The organism is Priestia sp. YIM B13486 (assembly GCF_042787865.1).
Taxonomy (GTDB): domain Bacteria; phylum Bacillota; class Bacilli; order Bacillales; family Bacillaceae_H; genus Priestia; species Priestia megaterium.
This window is the reverse complement of the sequence record NZ_JBHZOZ010000004.1, coordinates 172,494-187,645: the sequence shown is the minus strand read 5'-3', so window position 1 is coordinate 187,645 and position 15,152 is coordinate 172,494. Positions and strand designations below refer to the sequence as shown.

Annotated in this window: 11 protein-coding genes and 3 riboswitches; of the genes, 2 read left to right on the top strand and 9 right to left on the bottom strand. The window is 39.9% G+C overall.

Annotated elements, in window-relative coordinates:
- Window positions 1-16 precede the first annotated feature (16 nt).
- The 5 genes from atzF to ACFX4G_RS12950 form a co-directional block, all read right to left on the bottom strand.
- Complete coding sequence (gene atzF / locus ACFX4G_RS12970) at window positions 17-1,765, bottom strand: allophanate hydrolase (RefSeq protein WP_377575180.1); 1,749 nt, start codon at window positions 1,763-1,765, stop codon at window positions 17-19.
- A gap of 14 nt (window positions 1,766-1,779) precedes the next feature.
- Complete coding sequence (gene uca / locus ACFX4G_RS12965) at window positions 1,780-5,391, bottom strand: urea carboxylase (protein WP_377575177.1); 3,612 nt, start codon at window positions 5,389-5,391, stop codon at window positions 1,780-1,782.
- A 16-nt stretch (window positions 5,392-5,407) separates the two neighbouring features.
- Complete coding sequence (locus ACFX4G_RS12960; RefSeq protein ID WP_013081995.1) at window positions 5,408-6,061, bottom strand: urea amidolyase associated protein UAAP2; 654 nt, start codon at window positions 6,059-6,061, stop codon at window positions 5,408-5,410.
- 19 nt (window positions 6,062-6,080) lie between these two features.
- The gene (locus tag ACFX4G_RS12955) at window positions 6,081-6,818 is read right to left on the bottom strand and encodes an urea amidolyase associated protein UAAP1 (protein WP_377575172.1); all 738 of its coding nucleotides are present in this window, start codon (window positions 6,816-6,818) and stop codon (window positions 6,081-6,083) included.
- Between the two features lie 47 nt (window positions 6,819-6,865).
- Window positions 6,866-6,970: riboswitch (guanidine-I (ykkC/yxkD leader) on the bottom strand.
- A gap of 124 nt (window positions 6,971-7,094) precedes the next feature.
- Window positions 7,095-8,444, bottom strand: a complete 1,350-nt coding sequence (locus ACFX4G_RS12950; protein WP_377575169.1) for an APC family permease — start codon at window positions 8,442-8,444, stop codon at window positions 7,095-7,097.
- A 63-nt stretch (window positions 8,445-8,507) separates the two neighbouring features.
- Window positions 8,508-8,610: riboswitch (guanidine-I (ykkC/yxkD leader) on the bottom strand.
- Between the two features lie 212 nt (window positions 8,611-8,822).
- Window positions 8,823-8,924, top strand: a riboswitch (purine riboswitch).
- A 505-nt stretch (window positions 8,925-9,429) separates the two neighbouring features.
- Between ACFX4G_RS12950 and ACFX4G_RS12945 the strand changes: the two genes are divergently transcribed.
- Entirely contained in the window at window positions 9,430-10,758 is a 1,329-nt protein-coding gene (locus ACFX4G_RS12945) for an amidohydrolase family protein (protein ID WP_377575167.1), read from the top strand.
- A gap of 82 nt (window positions 10,759-10,840) precedes the next feature.
- On the opposite strand, the gene ACFX4G_RS12940 is transcribed toward ACFX4G_RS12945, so the two are convergent.
- The 4 genes from ACFX4G_RS12940 to ACFX4G_RS12925 form a co-directional block, all read right to left on the bottom strand.
- The gene (locus ACFX4G_RS12940; protein ID WP_255255743.1) at window positions 10,841-10,975 is read right to left on the bottom strand and encodes a hypothetical protein; all 135 of its coding nucleotides are present in this window, start codon (window positions 10,973-10,975) and stop codon (window positions 10,841-10,843) included.
- Between the two features lie 152 nt (window positions 10,976-11,127).
- Window positions 11,128-12,855 (bottom strand): putative ABC transporter permease subunit, encoded by a 1,728-nt coding sequence (locus ACFX4G_RS12935; RefSeq protein ID WP_377575164.1) that lies wholly within the window; start codon window positions 12,853-12,855, stop codon window positions 11,128-11,130.
- Window positions 12,852-13,631, bottom strand: coding sequence for an ABC transporter ATP-binding protein (locus tag ACFX4G_RS12930; RefSeq protein ID WP_230183680.1), 780 nt, complete (start codon window positions 13,629-13,631; stop codon window positions 12,852-12,854). Before ACFX4G_RS12930 ends, ACFX4G_RS12935 begins: the two co-directional genes overlap by 4 nt.
- A 131-nt stretch (window positions 13,632-13,762) precedes the next feature.
- On the bottom strand, window positions 13,763-13,960 hold the full coding sequence (locus tag ACFX4G_RS12925; RefSeq protein ID WP_013055689.1) for a cold-shock protein: 198 nt from the start codon (window positions 13,958-13,960) through the stop codon (window positions 13,763-13,765).
- A gap of 424 nt (window positions 13,961-14,384) precedes the next feature.
- Between ACFX4G_RS12925 and ACFX4G_RS12920 the strand changes: the two genes are divergently transcribed.
- Entirely contained in the window at window positions 14,385-15,017 is a 633-nt protein-coding gene (locus ACFX4G_RS12920) for an NAD(P)-dependent oxidoreductase (protein WP_377575161.1), read from the top strand.
- Window positions 15,018-15,152: the final 135 nt, after the last annotated feature.

Sequence of the window (15,152 nt, the reverse complement as noted above, 5' to 3'; positions counted from 1 at the left end):
GAGGCGGCTCTTTTATTCAACTACGAAGAGCCCGCCAGCTTCTATAAGACGTAATATCCTCCGCATCTTCTGTCGCATGAGCTTCACAAAGAAAACCCGCTACTTCACTGCCGTCTTCAAGAGTGATTTTGCCTAGTCCGAGAGGAGAAGGGATAGAATCGGCAAAAGAGCCGAGTAGTGATAAAGGCATTTCCCAAAGTTCAACTTCAATTTTTTCTCCTTGTTGATGTGTTCGCAACAGCCCCGGTTTTGCTGGAGAAGTAGGCAGTTTAAAAAGCTGGTAATAAGGAGCGGTTTGGTCTTTTCGTACGAATGAAGCTCCGTGTTCACGCATTTGAGATTCAAGTGGAAACCCGCGCATATGCAAACCGCAAACAGCTACTAATGTTGTATCTTTTTTTGAATCAACCGTTCGTTCCCCATTTAAAAACAACTCGCTGAGTCCGCAAATGAATTGTTCGCCGTCAAATGTAGAGAAAAATGAAATGCCAAACGGTAAATCAAGATCCGCATCTTGGGATGGAAGAGAGACGGCACACAAGTCGAGTAAGTTACAATGATTTGTAAAACGCCCCATGTCACTGTTTGTTTCAATTGGATTTTCTCTTACTTGTTCCCGCGTCCACGTTCCGCCTGCTGTCGGCATAACAAGAACAGCATTATTAAGCTGATGATATGCTTTATGTTTAAAGGATTGAAGCTTATGTGAAGCTTGAAATAAAGCAGCAGCATCATATTCTGATTTAGCTCCTGAACGAAGCACTTGCTCGGTTACAGGAAAGGCTGTTTCTTCATGAGAAGTGATAAATTCTCCTAAGTCAGCCCAGCGCTCTGCTACGTAAGGGCCGTCATATAATAAAGCAGCTGCTTCACTTAAATACGAGCCGTCCATGTATTCGATGGGAATAGATAAATCTTCAATCTTTTTCACAGCTTGTTTCCACGCTTTTTCGTACTGCTCAGCAAACGGCCCGTAAAACGAAAGCGGTTCTTTTACCATATAAATTTTTTCAGGAAGCGCCGAAGAAGCCCGAACAACAGAGCGTGACCATGGGTCTCGATCGTCTACTCCTCTAATAATGGAATCTACGAGCAGTACGTCACTCCATTCATGAGTAAAAGCAGTGACGCAGTCTAAGCTTTTACATGCCGGAACTACACCTGCAGATGGCCAAGCTCCAAGGGAAGGTTTGTAGCCGATTAGACGGTTTAAACCAGCTGGAACCCGCCCTGAACCTGCTGTATCGGTGCCTAAAGAAAAAGCAGCATGCCCCCGAGCTACGGATACAGCTGACCCTGAGCTCGATCCGCCGCTAATGAGCTCTGGCTTTAACGCATTGTGCGTTTCGCCATATGGGCTCCGTGTACCGACCAGTCCTGTAGCAAATTGGTCCAAGTTGGTCTTTCCAAGAGGAATAGCACCTGCATCGATAAGGCGTTGAACAACCGTAGCATGTTCGGAAGGGATATACGTATATTCTTTACATCCGGCTGTTGTCGGTACATGTGCTATATCGATATTATCTTTAACGGCGAATGGAATTCCCCACAAAGGTAACGCTTCAGGGCTTAGCGTAGCTAAGCGATCCAGATAAGGTTTTAAATCACCGAGTGTGGGAGGGGTAATCCAAATATTCATGTCTTTGTCAGCTTCTACACGCGTAAAAATTTGATGTACTACATCTTCCGGAGTTAATTCTTTTTTGATATACATATCACGTAACCATTGAACCGAAAATGTTTTAGGCAAGCTCACTGTTTTCATGGTATCCACCGTCCTTAATGAGTAATTGGAGCAAAAGCTTTTATACCGGCAATCAGCTGTCCAGCTTGTACTTCATCGCCGGGTTTCACATGAATAGAACTGATATATCCATCCATAGGTGCTAGCTGCGGAAACTCCATTTTCATGCTTTCTTCGATAATTAACGTATCGCCTTTTTCAACTTTTTGTCCTTCTTCTACAAGAACTTTCCATACGCTTCCCGGCATTGTACAGCGCACAGCTTCCGTACCTTGAGGCAGTTCTTGTTCCATAATTTCAGCTGTTTCGTGTTCAGAGACGTACTCGGCTAAACCAAGTGCTTTCCAATTTTCTCGTTCTGTTTGAAAAGCAGCCTGCTGGGTATGACGAAAAGCAGCCGTGCTTTTTTCAATAGATGAAAGAAAATTTAAATATTCTCCAAGTTTAAAAGTTGTCTCCGTAATATCTGCTTCAAATCTCCCACGAAGGAAATCTTCGCGCAGTTTTAAAAGCTCGTCTGCTTCTACTGGGTAAAATTGAATTTGATCAAAGAAACGAAGAAGCCACGGTTTCCCTGCTTCAAAACTTTCCGTTTGACGAAGTCGGTTCCACATTTGAATCGTGCGTCCCACAAATTGATAGCCGCCAGGACCTTCCATTCCGTATACGCACATATACGCACCGCCAATACCAACTGCATTTTCAGGCGTCCATGTACGGGCGGGATTATATTTCGTTGTAACTAAGCGGTGACGAGGGTCTAAAGGCGTAGCAACAGGTGCGCCTAAATATACATCTCCAAGCCCCATTACAAGATAATTAGCGTCAAATACAACTTGTTTAACATCTTCAAGGTGGTTCAGACCGTTTACTCGGCGAATAAATTCTAGATTGCTTGGACACCAGGGTGCATCTGGACGAACGTTTTGCTGATAGCGTTCAATAGCTAATTGAGTTGCAGGGTCATCCCATGAAAGTGGAAGTTTTACAATGCGAGACGGAACTTCCATTTCTTCAAGAGGAGGAAGCGCGCGATCAATAGCTGAAATATGCTGACAAAGTTCAAGAATAGACATCTTTGTTGCATCAATATGAATTTGAAGAGAACGGATACCAGGCGTTAAATCTAGAACCGGTAAATCCTCACGCTTTTGGATAGCTTCCATTAAAGCATGTACCTGGAAGCGAAGCAGCAGATCAAGCTCCATTTCTCCGTATTCTACAAGTATATTCGCATCGCCTGAGCAGCGGACGGAAAATGGGAAGCGTCTATTTTCCGTTTCGTTAATCAGCAGCGGGTAATCGCTTTTGAGCGGCTGTGCTACTGGATTTGTAAGTACAGGAAGTGATGCAGATGTTCCGATATGCTGCAAAAAGTCTTCCTGAGTACATTTGAGTTTTTCAGCTTGTTCAAGGTCAATTAATTTAAACGAAATTTTATCTCCGGGATGAAGCTGTCCTATTTTCCAAAACTCTGCTGAAGCGGTGGTAACAGGGCAAACAAAGCCGCCAAGACTGGGACCGTCTGGGCCAAGTAAAATAGGCATATCTCCTGTTAAGTCTAAGGTGCCGATGGCATATGCATTATCATGAATATTTGATGGATGCAAACCGGCTTCTCCTCCATCTTCACGGGTCCAAAAAGGAGCGGGACCTATTAACCTCACGCCTGTTCTAGAACTGTTAAAATGAACTTCCCACTTTGTATCTGTTAGCTGCTGTAAATATTCTGGCTGTAAAAACTCTTCTGTACAATGGGGGCCGGGAATGACCCCAATTGACCATTCTTTAGACAGGGCTGGCTGATAGGGAAGGGCAAGTTCATTTTCAACGTGAGAGTAGTCAGAGACATGCAGTACATCTCCCGTACGAAGTGCTCTACCGCCGTGTCCTCCGAAGCTTCCTAGTGTAAAAGTAGAAGAACTGCCTAATATTTTAGGCATATCAAGTCCGCCGCCAATCAGTAAATACGTACGCATTCCTTCCGTTGCTTCACTAAATGAAAGAATTTGTCCCGGCTTTGCTCTAATGGTTTTATACATAGGGATTTCAGCGCCGTCTAATGTAGCATGCATGTTAGCACCCGTAATGCAAAAAGATAGATTGTCTCTAAATTTATAAGAGCCGCCTCGGAGGGTCATTTCAATCCCTGGTGCATCCGCGGAGTTTCCGAGAAGTTTATTTCCTATGCGAAAAGCAAAAGGATCCATTGGACCGCACGGAGGAACCCCTACGTTCCAGTGTCCGGTGCGTCCCGGGTAATCTTGAACAGTGGACTGAACGCCTCCGTCTAAGACTTCGAGTGCTTGTTCGCTCGGATTATATGAGTTAAGCATTTGAGTATACACGTCGCCTGTTTTGCACGCTTTTTCTTCTAGCAGTCCCTGCAAGTATTGAAGATTAGTAGTAACGCCGTATAATCTTGTTTCTTTTAAAGCAGCGCTCAATTTTAGAAGGGCTTCTTCTCGTGTTTTTCCATGAACGATAATTTTAGCCAGCATAGGATCATAAAGTGATGTTACAGTAATCCCATCTCGTACCCACGTTTCAACTCGAGCACTTTTAGAGAGCATTGCTTGGTCGATTTGCCCGCCGCTGGGACGAAAATCATTTAAGCAATCTTCTGCATAAATACGAGCTTGGATACTGTGACCTGAAGGCACAGGAAGCAAAGAAGGAAGGTTTACTAGCTCATCGCATGCTTCTTTAAGCATCCATTCTACTAAATCAACGTTTAACACTTCTTCTGTAACGCCGTGCTCTACTTGAAGGCGAGTATTTACTTCTAAAAAATAAAATTTCTCCGCTTCGGCGTCATAAAGAAACTCTACCGTTCCTGCGCTTCGATATCCGACTTCTTTAGCTAGTCGCGTAGCTGCTTGCAGCATATTTTCCCGTATGTATGAAGGGAAGTTTGGAGCTGGGCTTTCTTCAATTACTTTTTGATTTCTTCGCTGAATAGAGCATTCGCGTTCTCCTAAAGCTACTACTTCTCCAAAAGAATTCCCGAAGATTTGAACTTCTACATGGCGAGCTTTTTGGATGTATTTCTCTAAAAAAACACCGCTGTTTTTAAAGTTTGTTTGTGCTAAATGGCAAACTGAGTCAAAAGCTGCTTGAAGCGCTTTTTCATCTTGGCAAACACGCATTCCAATTCCGCCGCCGCCAGCTGTACTTTTTAACATAACGGGATAGCCAATCTCTTCGGCAGCACATACAGCTTCTGATACATCTGTAATAAGAGGTGTACCGGGCAGCAAAGGCACGTCGGCTTTTTGCGCAATTTCCCGAGCTGAATGTTTTAATCCGAATATTTCCATTTGTTGAGGTGTAGGACCAATAAATACAATTCCTTCAGCCTGACAGCGACGAGCAAATTCCGCGTTTTCGCTTAAAAAACCGTAGCCTGGATGAATAGCTTCCGCGCCTGTTTTCTTTGCAATATCTAGAATAAGGTCTTCGTTTAAATAACTTTCTTTGACTGGGCCGCTGCCAATTAAAATGGCTTCATCTGCTTCATCAACGTGCAGGCTGTCTTGATCAGCTTCTGTATAAACAGCTACAGATTCCACTCCTAAATGTCGTAATGTTCGCTCAATTCTAACGGCAATTGCTCCTCGGTTCGCAATTAATACTTTTGTAAACATAGATGAACACTCCTTTTTATAATGAATCCCAAATAACTAAGCGAATAGGGGTAGGGTTATAATCGTTGCACGGGTTGTTAAGCTGAGGGCAGTTGCTGATCAATACAAGTGTAGGATTGATAGCTTCCATTTCTACATAGTATCCAGGGGCAGATACCCCGTCATTAAACGTTAATCCGCCGCTTGGCGTCACAGGTACATTCATAAAAAAGTTTACGTTTGGTGCTAAATCTCTTTTGGTGTAGCGGCTATCATATTTTGATAGCTGAAGCATAAATGTATCTCGGCAGTTATGCATCGGAAGCGTGTCATGTGCATAACGTACGGTGTTGCTTTGTGCCGAACAAGCTCCGCCTAAGGTGTCGTGGCGTCCGCACGTGTCAGCAACAATTTTGACTAGTTCTTTGCCAGATTGAGAAAGCAGCACTGTGCCGGTGGATAAATAAATATTTCCTTGATTAGCAATCGTAGATACTGCACTGTAATGATCTTCTAGGTTTTCAGCATCAAAGAATAAAGTATCCGCTGCTTGATTGCCTTCTACATCTATTATTCTAAGCGTTTGGCCGGGTTTAAGCTCATGCATCCAGCCGTCCCCAGCCAGTACCGTTTCATCATAAATTGCGTTCTCTATTTTTCTGTTGCTTTCCACTCGATTAAATACAGCCATTATAAAGCCTCCTTTATTTTTAAATCGTTGATAGTGTTTTATTTCCAAGCAATAAATCATAAGACCATGTGTTTTCAAACGCTCGTTTATTTTCAGGTCTAAAATTTAAACAGTAGTCGTCTGAGCTTACAGAAGCTGCTTCATCTACGGTTATTTCAATCGGAACAGAAGGGTACGTTTCGCTTGGGTCTAGAGGGTTAGGTGTATTAGACAGTAGGAAAATCAAATCCATTTCTGTTCTAAGCGTAATAAAATCTCCTTTTTTACAATGGGAAGAAACAAAATTCATATTGCCTTTTTCGTCGCAGTATACTTTTGAAAATAAGTTAAGGTTAGGGAATAGATCCCGTGTTGTTAAACCATTGCGCAAAAGCTCCATGGAAAAATTTTCTTCGCCATTTCTTCGCCATTCGTTTCGAGATTCTTGATAAGTAGATGCGCCGTATTTTTGATGAGTTAAGCTGCGCGTAGTGTAGCCTGAAATGGTATCATGCCAGCCGGTGTTGTCAGCAGTGATGCTTGCAAATGCTCTGCCGTTGTCACTCATCAGAACGTGTCCTTTTGTTAAGTGAGCAGTGTGCTGAGCTTTTAAGGTATCGGGCATGTTGTATCGTTCTGTTAAATCATAAGCGTTGTATAATAGTAGGGACACATTTGCACCGGATTCTTGTGCGGTAAACGTCACCGATTTTCCTCTTCCAATTCGGCCTGACCATTTTCCACCAGCCGGGATTGTTTGCTTCCAGATAGAACTCATAAAATAACCTCCTTAGAATAAAAAAAGGATAAAAGCCTGAGAGAGTAGTCTCCCAGGCTTTTATCCTTCCGTGTTATACAGCGTAGCGCTATATCGCTCTCTCTCGGACCAGTCTTTAACATATGTTAAACGGAACCCTAGACAGCTTTTTTGTTCTTAACGGCTGTAAGAACCTTTATCCATTTGTGGCTTTCGATTAATCGTAGTATAGTATGAGTGAAAATGAGTTGACAAGCAGTTTGTTAGAATACCTGACACGAAAACTGATTTTTCAGTTTATTTTTCAGGGACCGTCACTTTTGAATGATCTCTCTTTACAAAAGGAGCCGACAGTCGAGATTTTACAAAAAAATAGAGAAATCCAACAGTAAGCCAGGCGACACCAATCAAAAGAGTGTCTTTGTTTAACAGTGTGAGCAGCCATCCGATAAATGCCGCTCCGATCAAAGGGAAGATTAAATAGAGTATTGTTTCAGTAAACGACCGTTTCTTTAACTTAATATAAAAATGGGCAATGACTGATACATTCACAAATGTAAAAGCGGTTAAGGCACCGAAACTGACAAAAGTGACGGCTGTGTTTAAATCAATGAACATTCCCAAAAACGAAAAAGCGGTAACAAGCAAGATATTCACCACGGGCGTTTTAAACGTTGGATGAATATATGAAAATACCTTTTGAGGCAGTACGGATTCACGGCCTAAAGCATATAAAAAGCGAGTAACGCTTGTGACTGAAGAAACTCCTTGAGTAAAGGTTGCAATAATTAATACCGTAATAAATAGACTGCTTAAAAGATTTCCGCCCACTAATTTTACAAGGGTGTAGGCTGCATTATCAGGGTTAGTAAACGTGAAGCCCGGATAGGCAATCTGTGTAAAATACGAGATAGCGATGTACATAACAGCTGCGATGCAAACAATAAGAAAAATGGCTTTTGGAATTGTCTTTTCAGGTTGAATCGTTTCTTCCGCCATTGTTGTAACTGCATCAAATCCTAAAAAGCAAAAGCAAATGAGCGCAGCTCCAGAAAAAATAGTCGTAAACGGTACATCTGAAGCCAAAAAAGGATGAAGTGAAAAAAGAGTAGAAGAACTAGCTTGACCTGTTGCAATATCTTTGACGATAAATAAACAAAAAAAACTTATAAAGAGAATCTGAACTACAACGGAGATGCCGCTTATACGAGCTACAGATTTAATACCAACAATATTGACTAAAGCTAAGATAATGTTCATGAAAATGACCCATACGTATACAGGAATAGAAGGGAATTCCGTATGCATAAAAATACCAAATGTTAAAATAGCGATAACAGGGGAGAAAATATAGTCTAAAAGAAGTGCCCAGCCTACTAAAAAGCCAAGGCGAGGATGTATAGCTTTTTTCGTATAAGTATAAGCAGATCCCGCTATCGGATATGCTTTTACCATTCGGCTATAGCTATATGCGGTAAAAAAGATAGCTAAAAAAGCGATTAAATAAGCAAGGACCATTTGCCCTCCAGCCGCATCGTAGGCTACTCCGTAAACTGTAAAGAAAATCATCGGAGTCATCCAGGCAAGACCCAAAAACACAATTTGATATACCTTTAGCGATTTACTTAACGCTGGTTGATTGTTCATATAAATCCCTTCTTTCCTCTATTTTATAGTAGTAAAAAAGAAAAGCCTGGGAGAATGATGTCATTCTCCCAGGCTTTTATCCCTCCGTGTATACGGAACCATTCCGTACGCTCTCTCTCGGACCAGCCTTTAACATGTGTTAAACGGAACCCTAGATCGCTTTTTTGTCTTCAACAGAGCGAAGACCTTTATAGGTAATGTAAGTAGTTCGAAGTATAAGCAGGATTATAGGAAGATGCAACTACTGTGTTAGATAGTTTAACAAACTTTTTGAAAAAGTAAACTTTTGTAAAAGGCGAACTATATATAATTTTATTAAAAAGATTATTCGTTTATAGTTGACTTACAGAAAGACCTATAGTATATTTGTAGACAAGAAAAAGCTAAATACGGTTCACTCATATATGTTTGAGAATATGGCTCAGACGTTTCTACCTTATCACCGTAAATGATAGGACTATGAGTAAAAAGTGAATCTAGGTTCCCATTTTTACGTCAGTAGAAAGTTTGGTCCAAGCGATTCACATATTCATTTTTGAAAAGAAGTGGATATGACACCGAAGGGATAAAAGCCCAGGCGGGTAGGTTTTTGCTCATTGTATTTGAGAGACCTGCCTTTGTTTGGGCTTTTTCTTATGTGTCTATTTACAGTATGAGCGAGTGATGAAAATTTCTTGTTTGTATCTGCATTGCTTTCTGGGGAGAATAGCGATGCAAAGCATGAAATCACTCACTGAAGCTTTATCTGTAAGCCCTCATTTAACCATGGGAAGTACATTCTATCTATTTTCTAGCATTTTTTCTTTGATGAGCAGCGTGGGGACGCTGCTCCTTTTTTTGTTCTTGCTTTTTTCTCTGTAAATAAAGGTCTCTAAAGAGAAGGTGATTTGCGAAATTTGGCGAATTAATGCTTTAAACAATAAATGATAGAGAAGATAAAGCGGTCTATGAAAAATGAAGAAGTTGAAAAATTGAGGAGGGAATTATGTTGCTTCACTTAATTAATGTTCGTTTGCCAATTATGCACGACCACGCTCTTTTTGAAGTGAAAATTTCAAATGGAATGTATACTTCTATCGTTTTACAAAACGGCTATCTTGAAGGTGACGAGTTTTTTCCGCTGCACGCGGCCGTGTTAGGAAAAGAAACGTCACTTGATGCACAGGGTCGTGTGCTATTACCAGGATTTGTAGATATGCATATGCATTTAGACAAAGCTCATTCGCTTCCTCAAGTGCCCAATATATCTGGAACTCTTCAAGAAGCCATTAAAAATTACAGCAGCAGCCTGCCGGCATTTCCAGAAGAAGAAATTAAGCAGCGAATGTTAAAAACTGCTTTGCAGGCATTAGCTAACGGTACGACTACGATTCGAACGCATATTGATTTTGACTGCAGCATGGAAGAAGATAGTTTATTTCGAAGTTTACAAGCGGCTGTCGAAGTGAGAGATGAATTAAGCCCGTATATGGACGTGCAGGTTGTTCCGCTATTCTCTAACCTAGACATTGATGATATGCATAAGATGAATAAAATTGAACGAGCATTCGACCTTGAAATTGATGCGATTGGAGGCTGTCCTCATTTAGCTAGAAATCCAGAAAAAGAGATTGATGCTCTATTTTCGCTGGCTCAAGCCTATAATAAACCTCTTGACTTACATGTGGATGAAAGCGATGATCCGTCTGTTGATACAATAACTAATATTGCTCACAGAACAATTGAATTAAATATGGAAGGAAAAGTGGTAGTGGGGCATCTTTGCTCGCTTGCAGGAATGACTGATGCAAAAGTGAAAGAAATCTTAAACCTTTTAAAACAGGCGAAAATTGGAGTTGTCACATTACCTGCTTCTAATTTATATTTACAGGGAAGAGAAGATAAAGGAATTGTAAGACGAGGCGTAACGCGTATTCGCGACATACAAAAAGCAGCGATTCCAATTGCTACTGCATCTGATAACGTGAACGACCCCTTTCATCCGTTTGGAAAAGCAGACTTGCTGCAAGTAGGGTTACTAACTGCCTATGCTGCACATATGGGAAGTCCGGATGATCAGCGGCAGTTGCTCCGAATGATTACAAGTATACCAGCCCGGCTGATTGGAAAAGAAAAGTATGGAGTGGAAGAAGGAAACGAAGCAAACTTTGTTCTATTAAATGTGCAGTCTGTACAGGAAATATGGACTGAACTTCCCGAAACTCGCTTTGTTTTCAACAAGCATCGCTGGCTTAGCGTAAAAGAGACGCATCAGCGGCTCGCTGATACGAACTTGACCAATCTTTGGCAGGAAAACCAAATTTTAATTGGTTAAAAACGAGGTTGAGACATAACTATATCAATTTAATCTAAAGACGAACAAATGGTATAAATCATCTAATAGATATCACTACTTGTTACACCGCTGTTGATTTCCGTTCAAGACTTCGCTTTCCGCGGGCGGCCGGTGAGCCTCCTCGTCGCTTGCACTCCTGCGGGGTCTCACCTATTTCGCTTTTCCCGCAGGAGTCTGCGTCTTGCCCTCCAATCAACAGCTAGAAGCAATTATATACATGAATCCTACGTGCACCATCCTAATGAAAAGATCCGAACGAGTTGGATTCTCCATCAAAAATCCACTTCGTTCGGAACTTCCTTCAACGAATATACTCTTGTCTGTGCCTCATCTCTATAAATGTTTTGTTTAGCTCTGGCTTCCCAAAGTGGAACGTGATTGTACTTTTGCCACTCGAATACCTTTGTTTAAGCGTATTGTACTAAGTTTTAACATCAGAAAAGCAATGCCTATTGAAAAGATAATTATAAGAGCAATGCCTATTAGATAAGTTATAGTAGGATGTGCCATTTTAAATGAAAGCAATTCAGAAACTAGAACAGCTATGAAACCAATGAATCCACTTCCTGCAAGTTCGTCTGCAAATACTTTAAATGAAGAAGGGAGGTTTAGTAAAGCAAATGGAATAAGGGCAATAAATAAATACACATAGGCTAAAATTGCTAAGAGAATCGACACACCAAATGTAAGACGGTTCTGAGGGTTGTTAGGGTTGTGCTTAGCACCAATGGTACCTAACCAAATTCCCATACTGCTAATCCCAATAGTTAAAATTCCTTTTAGCAAAATACCACTGATTATTTGCACAGCAGACCAATGAATGAACAAGCCTAAAACAATTTCAATAGTTGATAGCAGGATGAAAGGGAGCAGCCAGCTAATCCACAGCTTACCTAGTGCAAGTTGCCAACTGGAAATCGGCAGACTTTTTATAAGTGATGCTGTCTCTGCTTCACGTGCAATTGAAGAAGCAGACATTGACCCATTAAAGAGAGCGTAAAAAAATAAAAAGAAAACTTGTACACCGAGCCATACATTATCTTTATAAGAAATAATATTCTCTAAAGTAGCTCCACTTTTTAAAAAGCCAATGGTAGGAAATATCAGAAAGAATACAAAAGGCATAAAAACGAGCCATTCTCGCAAATCTCTTTTTATATTTTTCCAATCTGTCAACCCAATAACCATAACTGGATGGTGAACTCGATATTTTTTGCTAGATGAAATTTTAGCTCTTTTTTTGGCTTTTCCTTCACTTAAACGAACCCATCCAGTTCTAAATCCTTTTTCTACTAAAAAAGAAGATAAAAGCACACTAAGAAAAGCCAAACCCATAATACTTAATGCGGGTAAAAAAGCATGAACAGATCCTTTAGCACTTGAGGTTATTGCTGTGCTCGCCCAGTAAAAAGGTGTCCAGTTAGGAAATAAGGGAAGGGCTGTTATTGCTTTTTCAAAAGGTGCTCCATTAGAGCTGAAATTGGGAAGTTGAAATAATACATATACAATAACACCTGATAAAGCACTCATGGCTGTCATAAGCTCGTTTGCTCTTTGTGCAGGAATAAGTTGAACCAACAGGAGATTAAGTAAATAACAAATAGAAAGGCCTATCACGGCTGTACTTAATAAAACGGCTAAGGAAATAATATAGAATAAAAAATGAGCGTGAACTCGAATACCGTAGACGATCAACGGTATATAAAATAGAAAAAACATGATTAATGGTGTAGAAAGGAAACTCTTAATATATTTCACCCAAAAAAGCTGTTTTGTTGGAATGGGCATTGTAAATAAAAAGGATAAATCTAAAGAGGAATACAAGTTTTTAAATACCTGCGGGATTCCCATTAAGACAAGCATGCCCATTAATAATAAACAGCTATAAGAAAATAAGCTGCTCACCGTCTCAAAAGAGAGAGAGGGTGCCACGCTCCATACGCCTTTTGACAGAAAATACACAATAAGAGCAATAAATAAAGTAGAAAATCCAATCGTGGCGTAAGCTTGTTTTTTAGAAGATTTAACATGGTTAAGAAGTAGTTTTCCTTCTGTTTGGAGCAAGAGTTTCATCATTGATTTTCACCAGCTTTTGCAAGTTCTTCTATAATGTTTTGCTGCTCTTCATTTCCTGTTAAATCGAGGAAGATGTCTTCAAGACTGGACTGATTATTGTTCGCTTGCTCTCTAAGCTCTTTCATAGAACCTAAAGCAATAACTTCTCCATCTAAAATAATGCCAATTCGATCACAAAGCTGTTCAGCAATTTCTAAAATATGAGTAGTGATAAAGACCGTTACGCCATTATCGCAAAGCCTACGTAATAGATTCTTTAGCGTTCGTGCACTTTTGGGGTCAAGTCCTACAGTTGGTTCGTCCAAAAAAATAATTTCAGGGTTATGTAAAAGCGCTCCGCATAAGGCGATTTTTTGTTTCATGCCGTGTGAGTAGCCTTCAATGAGTTCATGTGCTCGTTCTTCTAGCTGAAAAAGATGTAACCATTTAGTGGAGCGTTTCTCGAATTCGTCAGCAGATAATTTAAAAATCGAGGCGACAAACTGTAAGTATTCCATGCCGGTGAGTTTTAAGTAAAGTGTAGGTTGATCAGGAACGTAGGCGATTTTTTGTTTTGCTTCAACAGGGGACTCCCACACATTAATTCCGCACACATTAATAGAGCCGGAAGAAGGTTCTAATAGTCCTGTCATCATTTTAATAGTCGTTGTTTTTCCTGCACCGTTAGGGCCTAAAAAGCCGAATAGTTCGCCAGTTTCTACGGTTAAATTAATGTTTTTTACCGCTTTGTACGAACCGTAACTTTTAGATACATTTAATAGTGAAATAGAGTGCATCTTTATCCTCCTCATTTGTTTTTCTACTATCATATACGACTGAAAAAGGATAAAGTTTCATAAAATGTAATAAAAAATCCAAAAAAGAGCATAAAAAGAAGCTGTCACTAATGTGACAGCTTCTTAATCAATTACTTTTGAACGTTAGCAGCTTGTGGTCCACGAGCTCCATCTTCGATTTCAAATGTAACTTCTTGACCTTCTTCAAGTGATTTGAAACCTTCGCCTTGGATAGCTGAGAAGTGTACGAATACGTCGTCTTGTCCTTCTACTTCGATGAATCCAAAACCTTTTTCTGCATTAAACCATTTTACTTTACCTTGTACCATTGTAGTACCTCCTGTGTGGAAAATCCACGAATATATTACTATCTCTGCTCAATTTCAATAAGAATCACTTTAAAGAAAGTCTTTCTATTTGTTAACACCGAACAAGAAATAATATACCTAGTATAACACTTTTTTATAAAAAAGAAACCTTTTTTCATAAAAAAGTACTCTGAGATAAAAATAAGTTGAAAATATGGATATATTTTGAAATGGTAAATAAGCTATTGTTTTATGGATCTTTAGCAACCACTAAAATCTTTTATCTCGTAAAAAAAATGAATACCGAGGTTGACAAATTGAGTGAATTGTAACTATAATGGTTACAACTAGCTAAGAAGAATTAGTAGTTCTATAAAAAGCTCAAATTTTTTTGTGTTTTATGTAACTATAGTGGTTACAACGAAAATAAAAGGAGAGAATAAAAATGAAAATTGGTGTTATTGGAGCAACAGGAAAAGCAGGTCAATTAATTATGGAAGAAGCAAAACAGAGAGGACATGAAGTAACAGCCATTGTTCGAAATGCTTCTAAACTAAAAAATCAAACAAACGTAATGGAAAAAGATATTTTTGCCATCACTTCAAAAGATATTGAACAGTTTGATGCTGTGGTAGATGCATTTAATGCACCTCCTGGAAGCGAACAGCTTCACGTTGAGTCTATACAATCACTTATTAAAGTATTTCAAGGTGTGCAAACGCGACTCGCAGTAGTGGGCGGAGCGGGAAGTTTATTTGTAGATGCAGAAAAAACAGCGCCTTTAATGAGCACAGAAGGTTTTCCAGCAGCTTATTATCCAACTGCTTCAAACATGGGCACAGGTTTAAAAAAACTTGAAAAGTCGACTATAAATTGGACTTATTTAAGCCCGGCAGCCTTTTTTGATGCAGAAGGTGCTCGCACGGGAGCCTATCAATTAGGAAAAGATCATGTGATCACAAATAGTCAAAATGAAAGCTATATTAGCTATGCGGATTATGCGATTGCTTTAATAGATGAGTTAGAGAATAAAAACCATGTGAATGAACGCTTTGCTGTAGTGGGTGAAAAAGCATAAGCTTACGTTTGAGTCATATTGAAAAACAGCTTGCATTTGATGTGAGCTGTTTTTTTATGGAACAAAATAAATATAAAGCAATGGAAAATGGTATAGATTTTTTATTATTTCTTCGTTTTTCTTTTTAAAAACGAT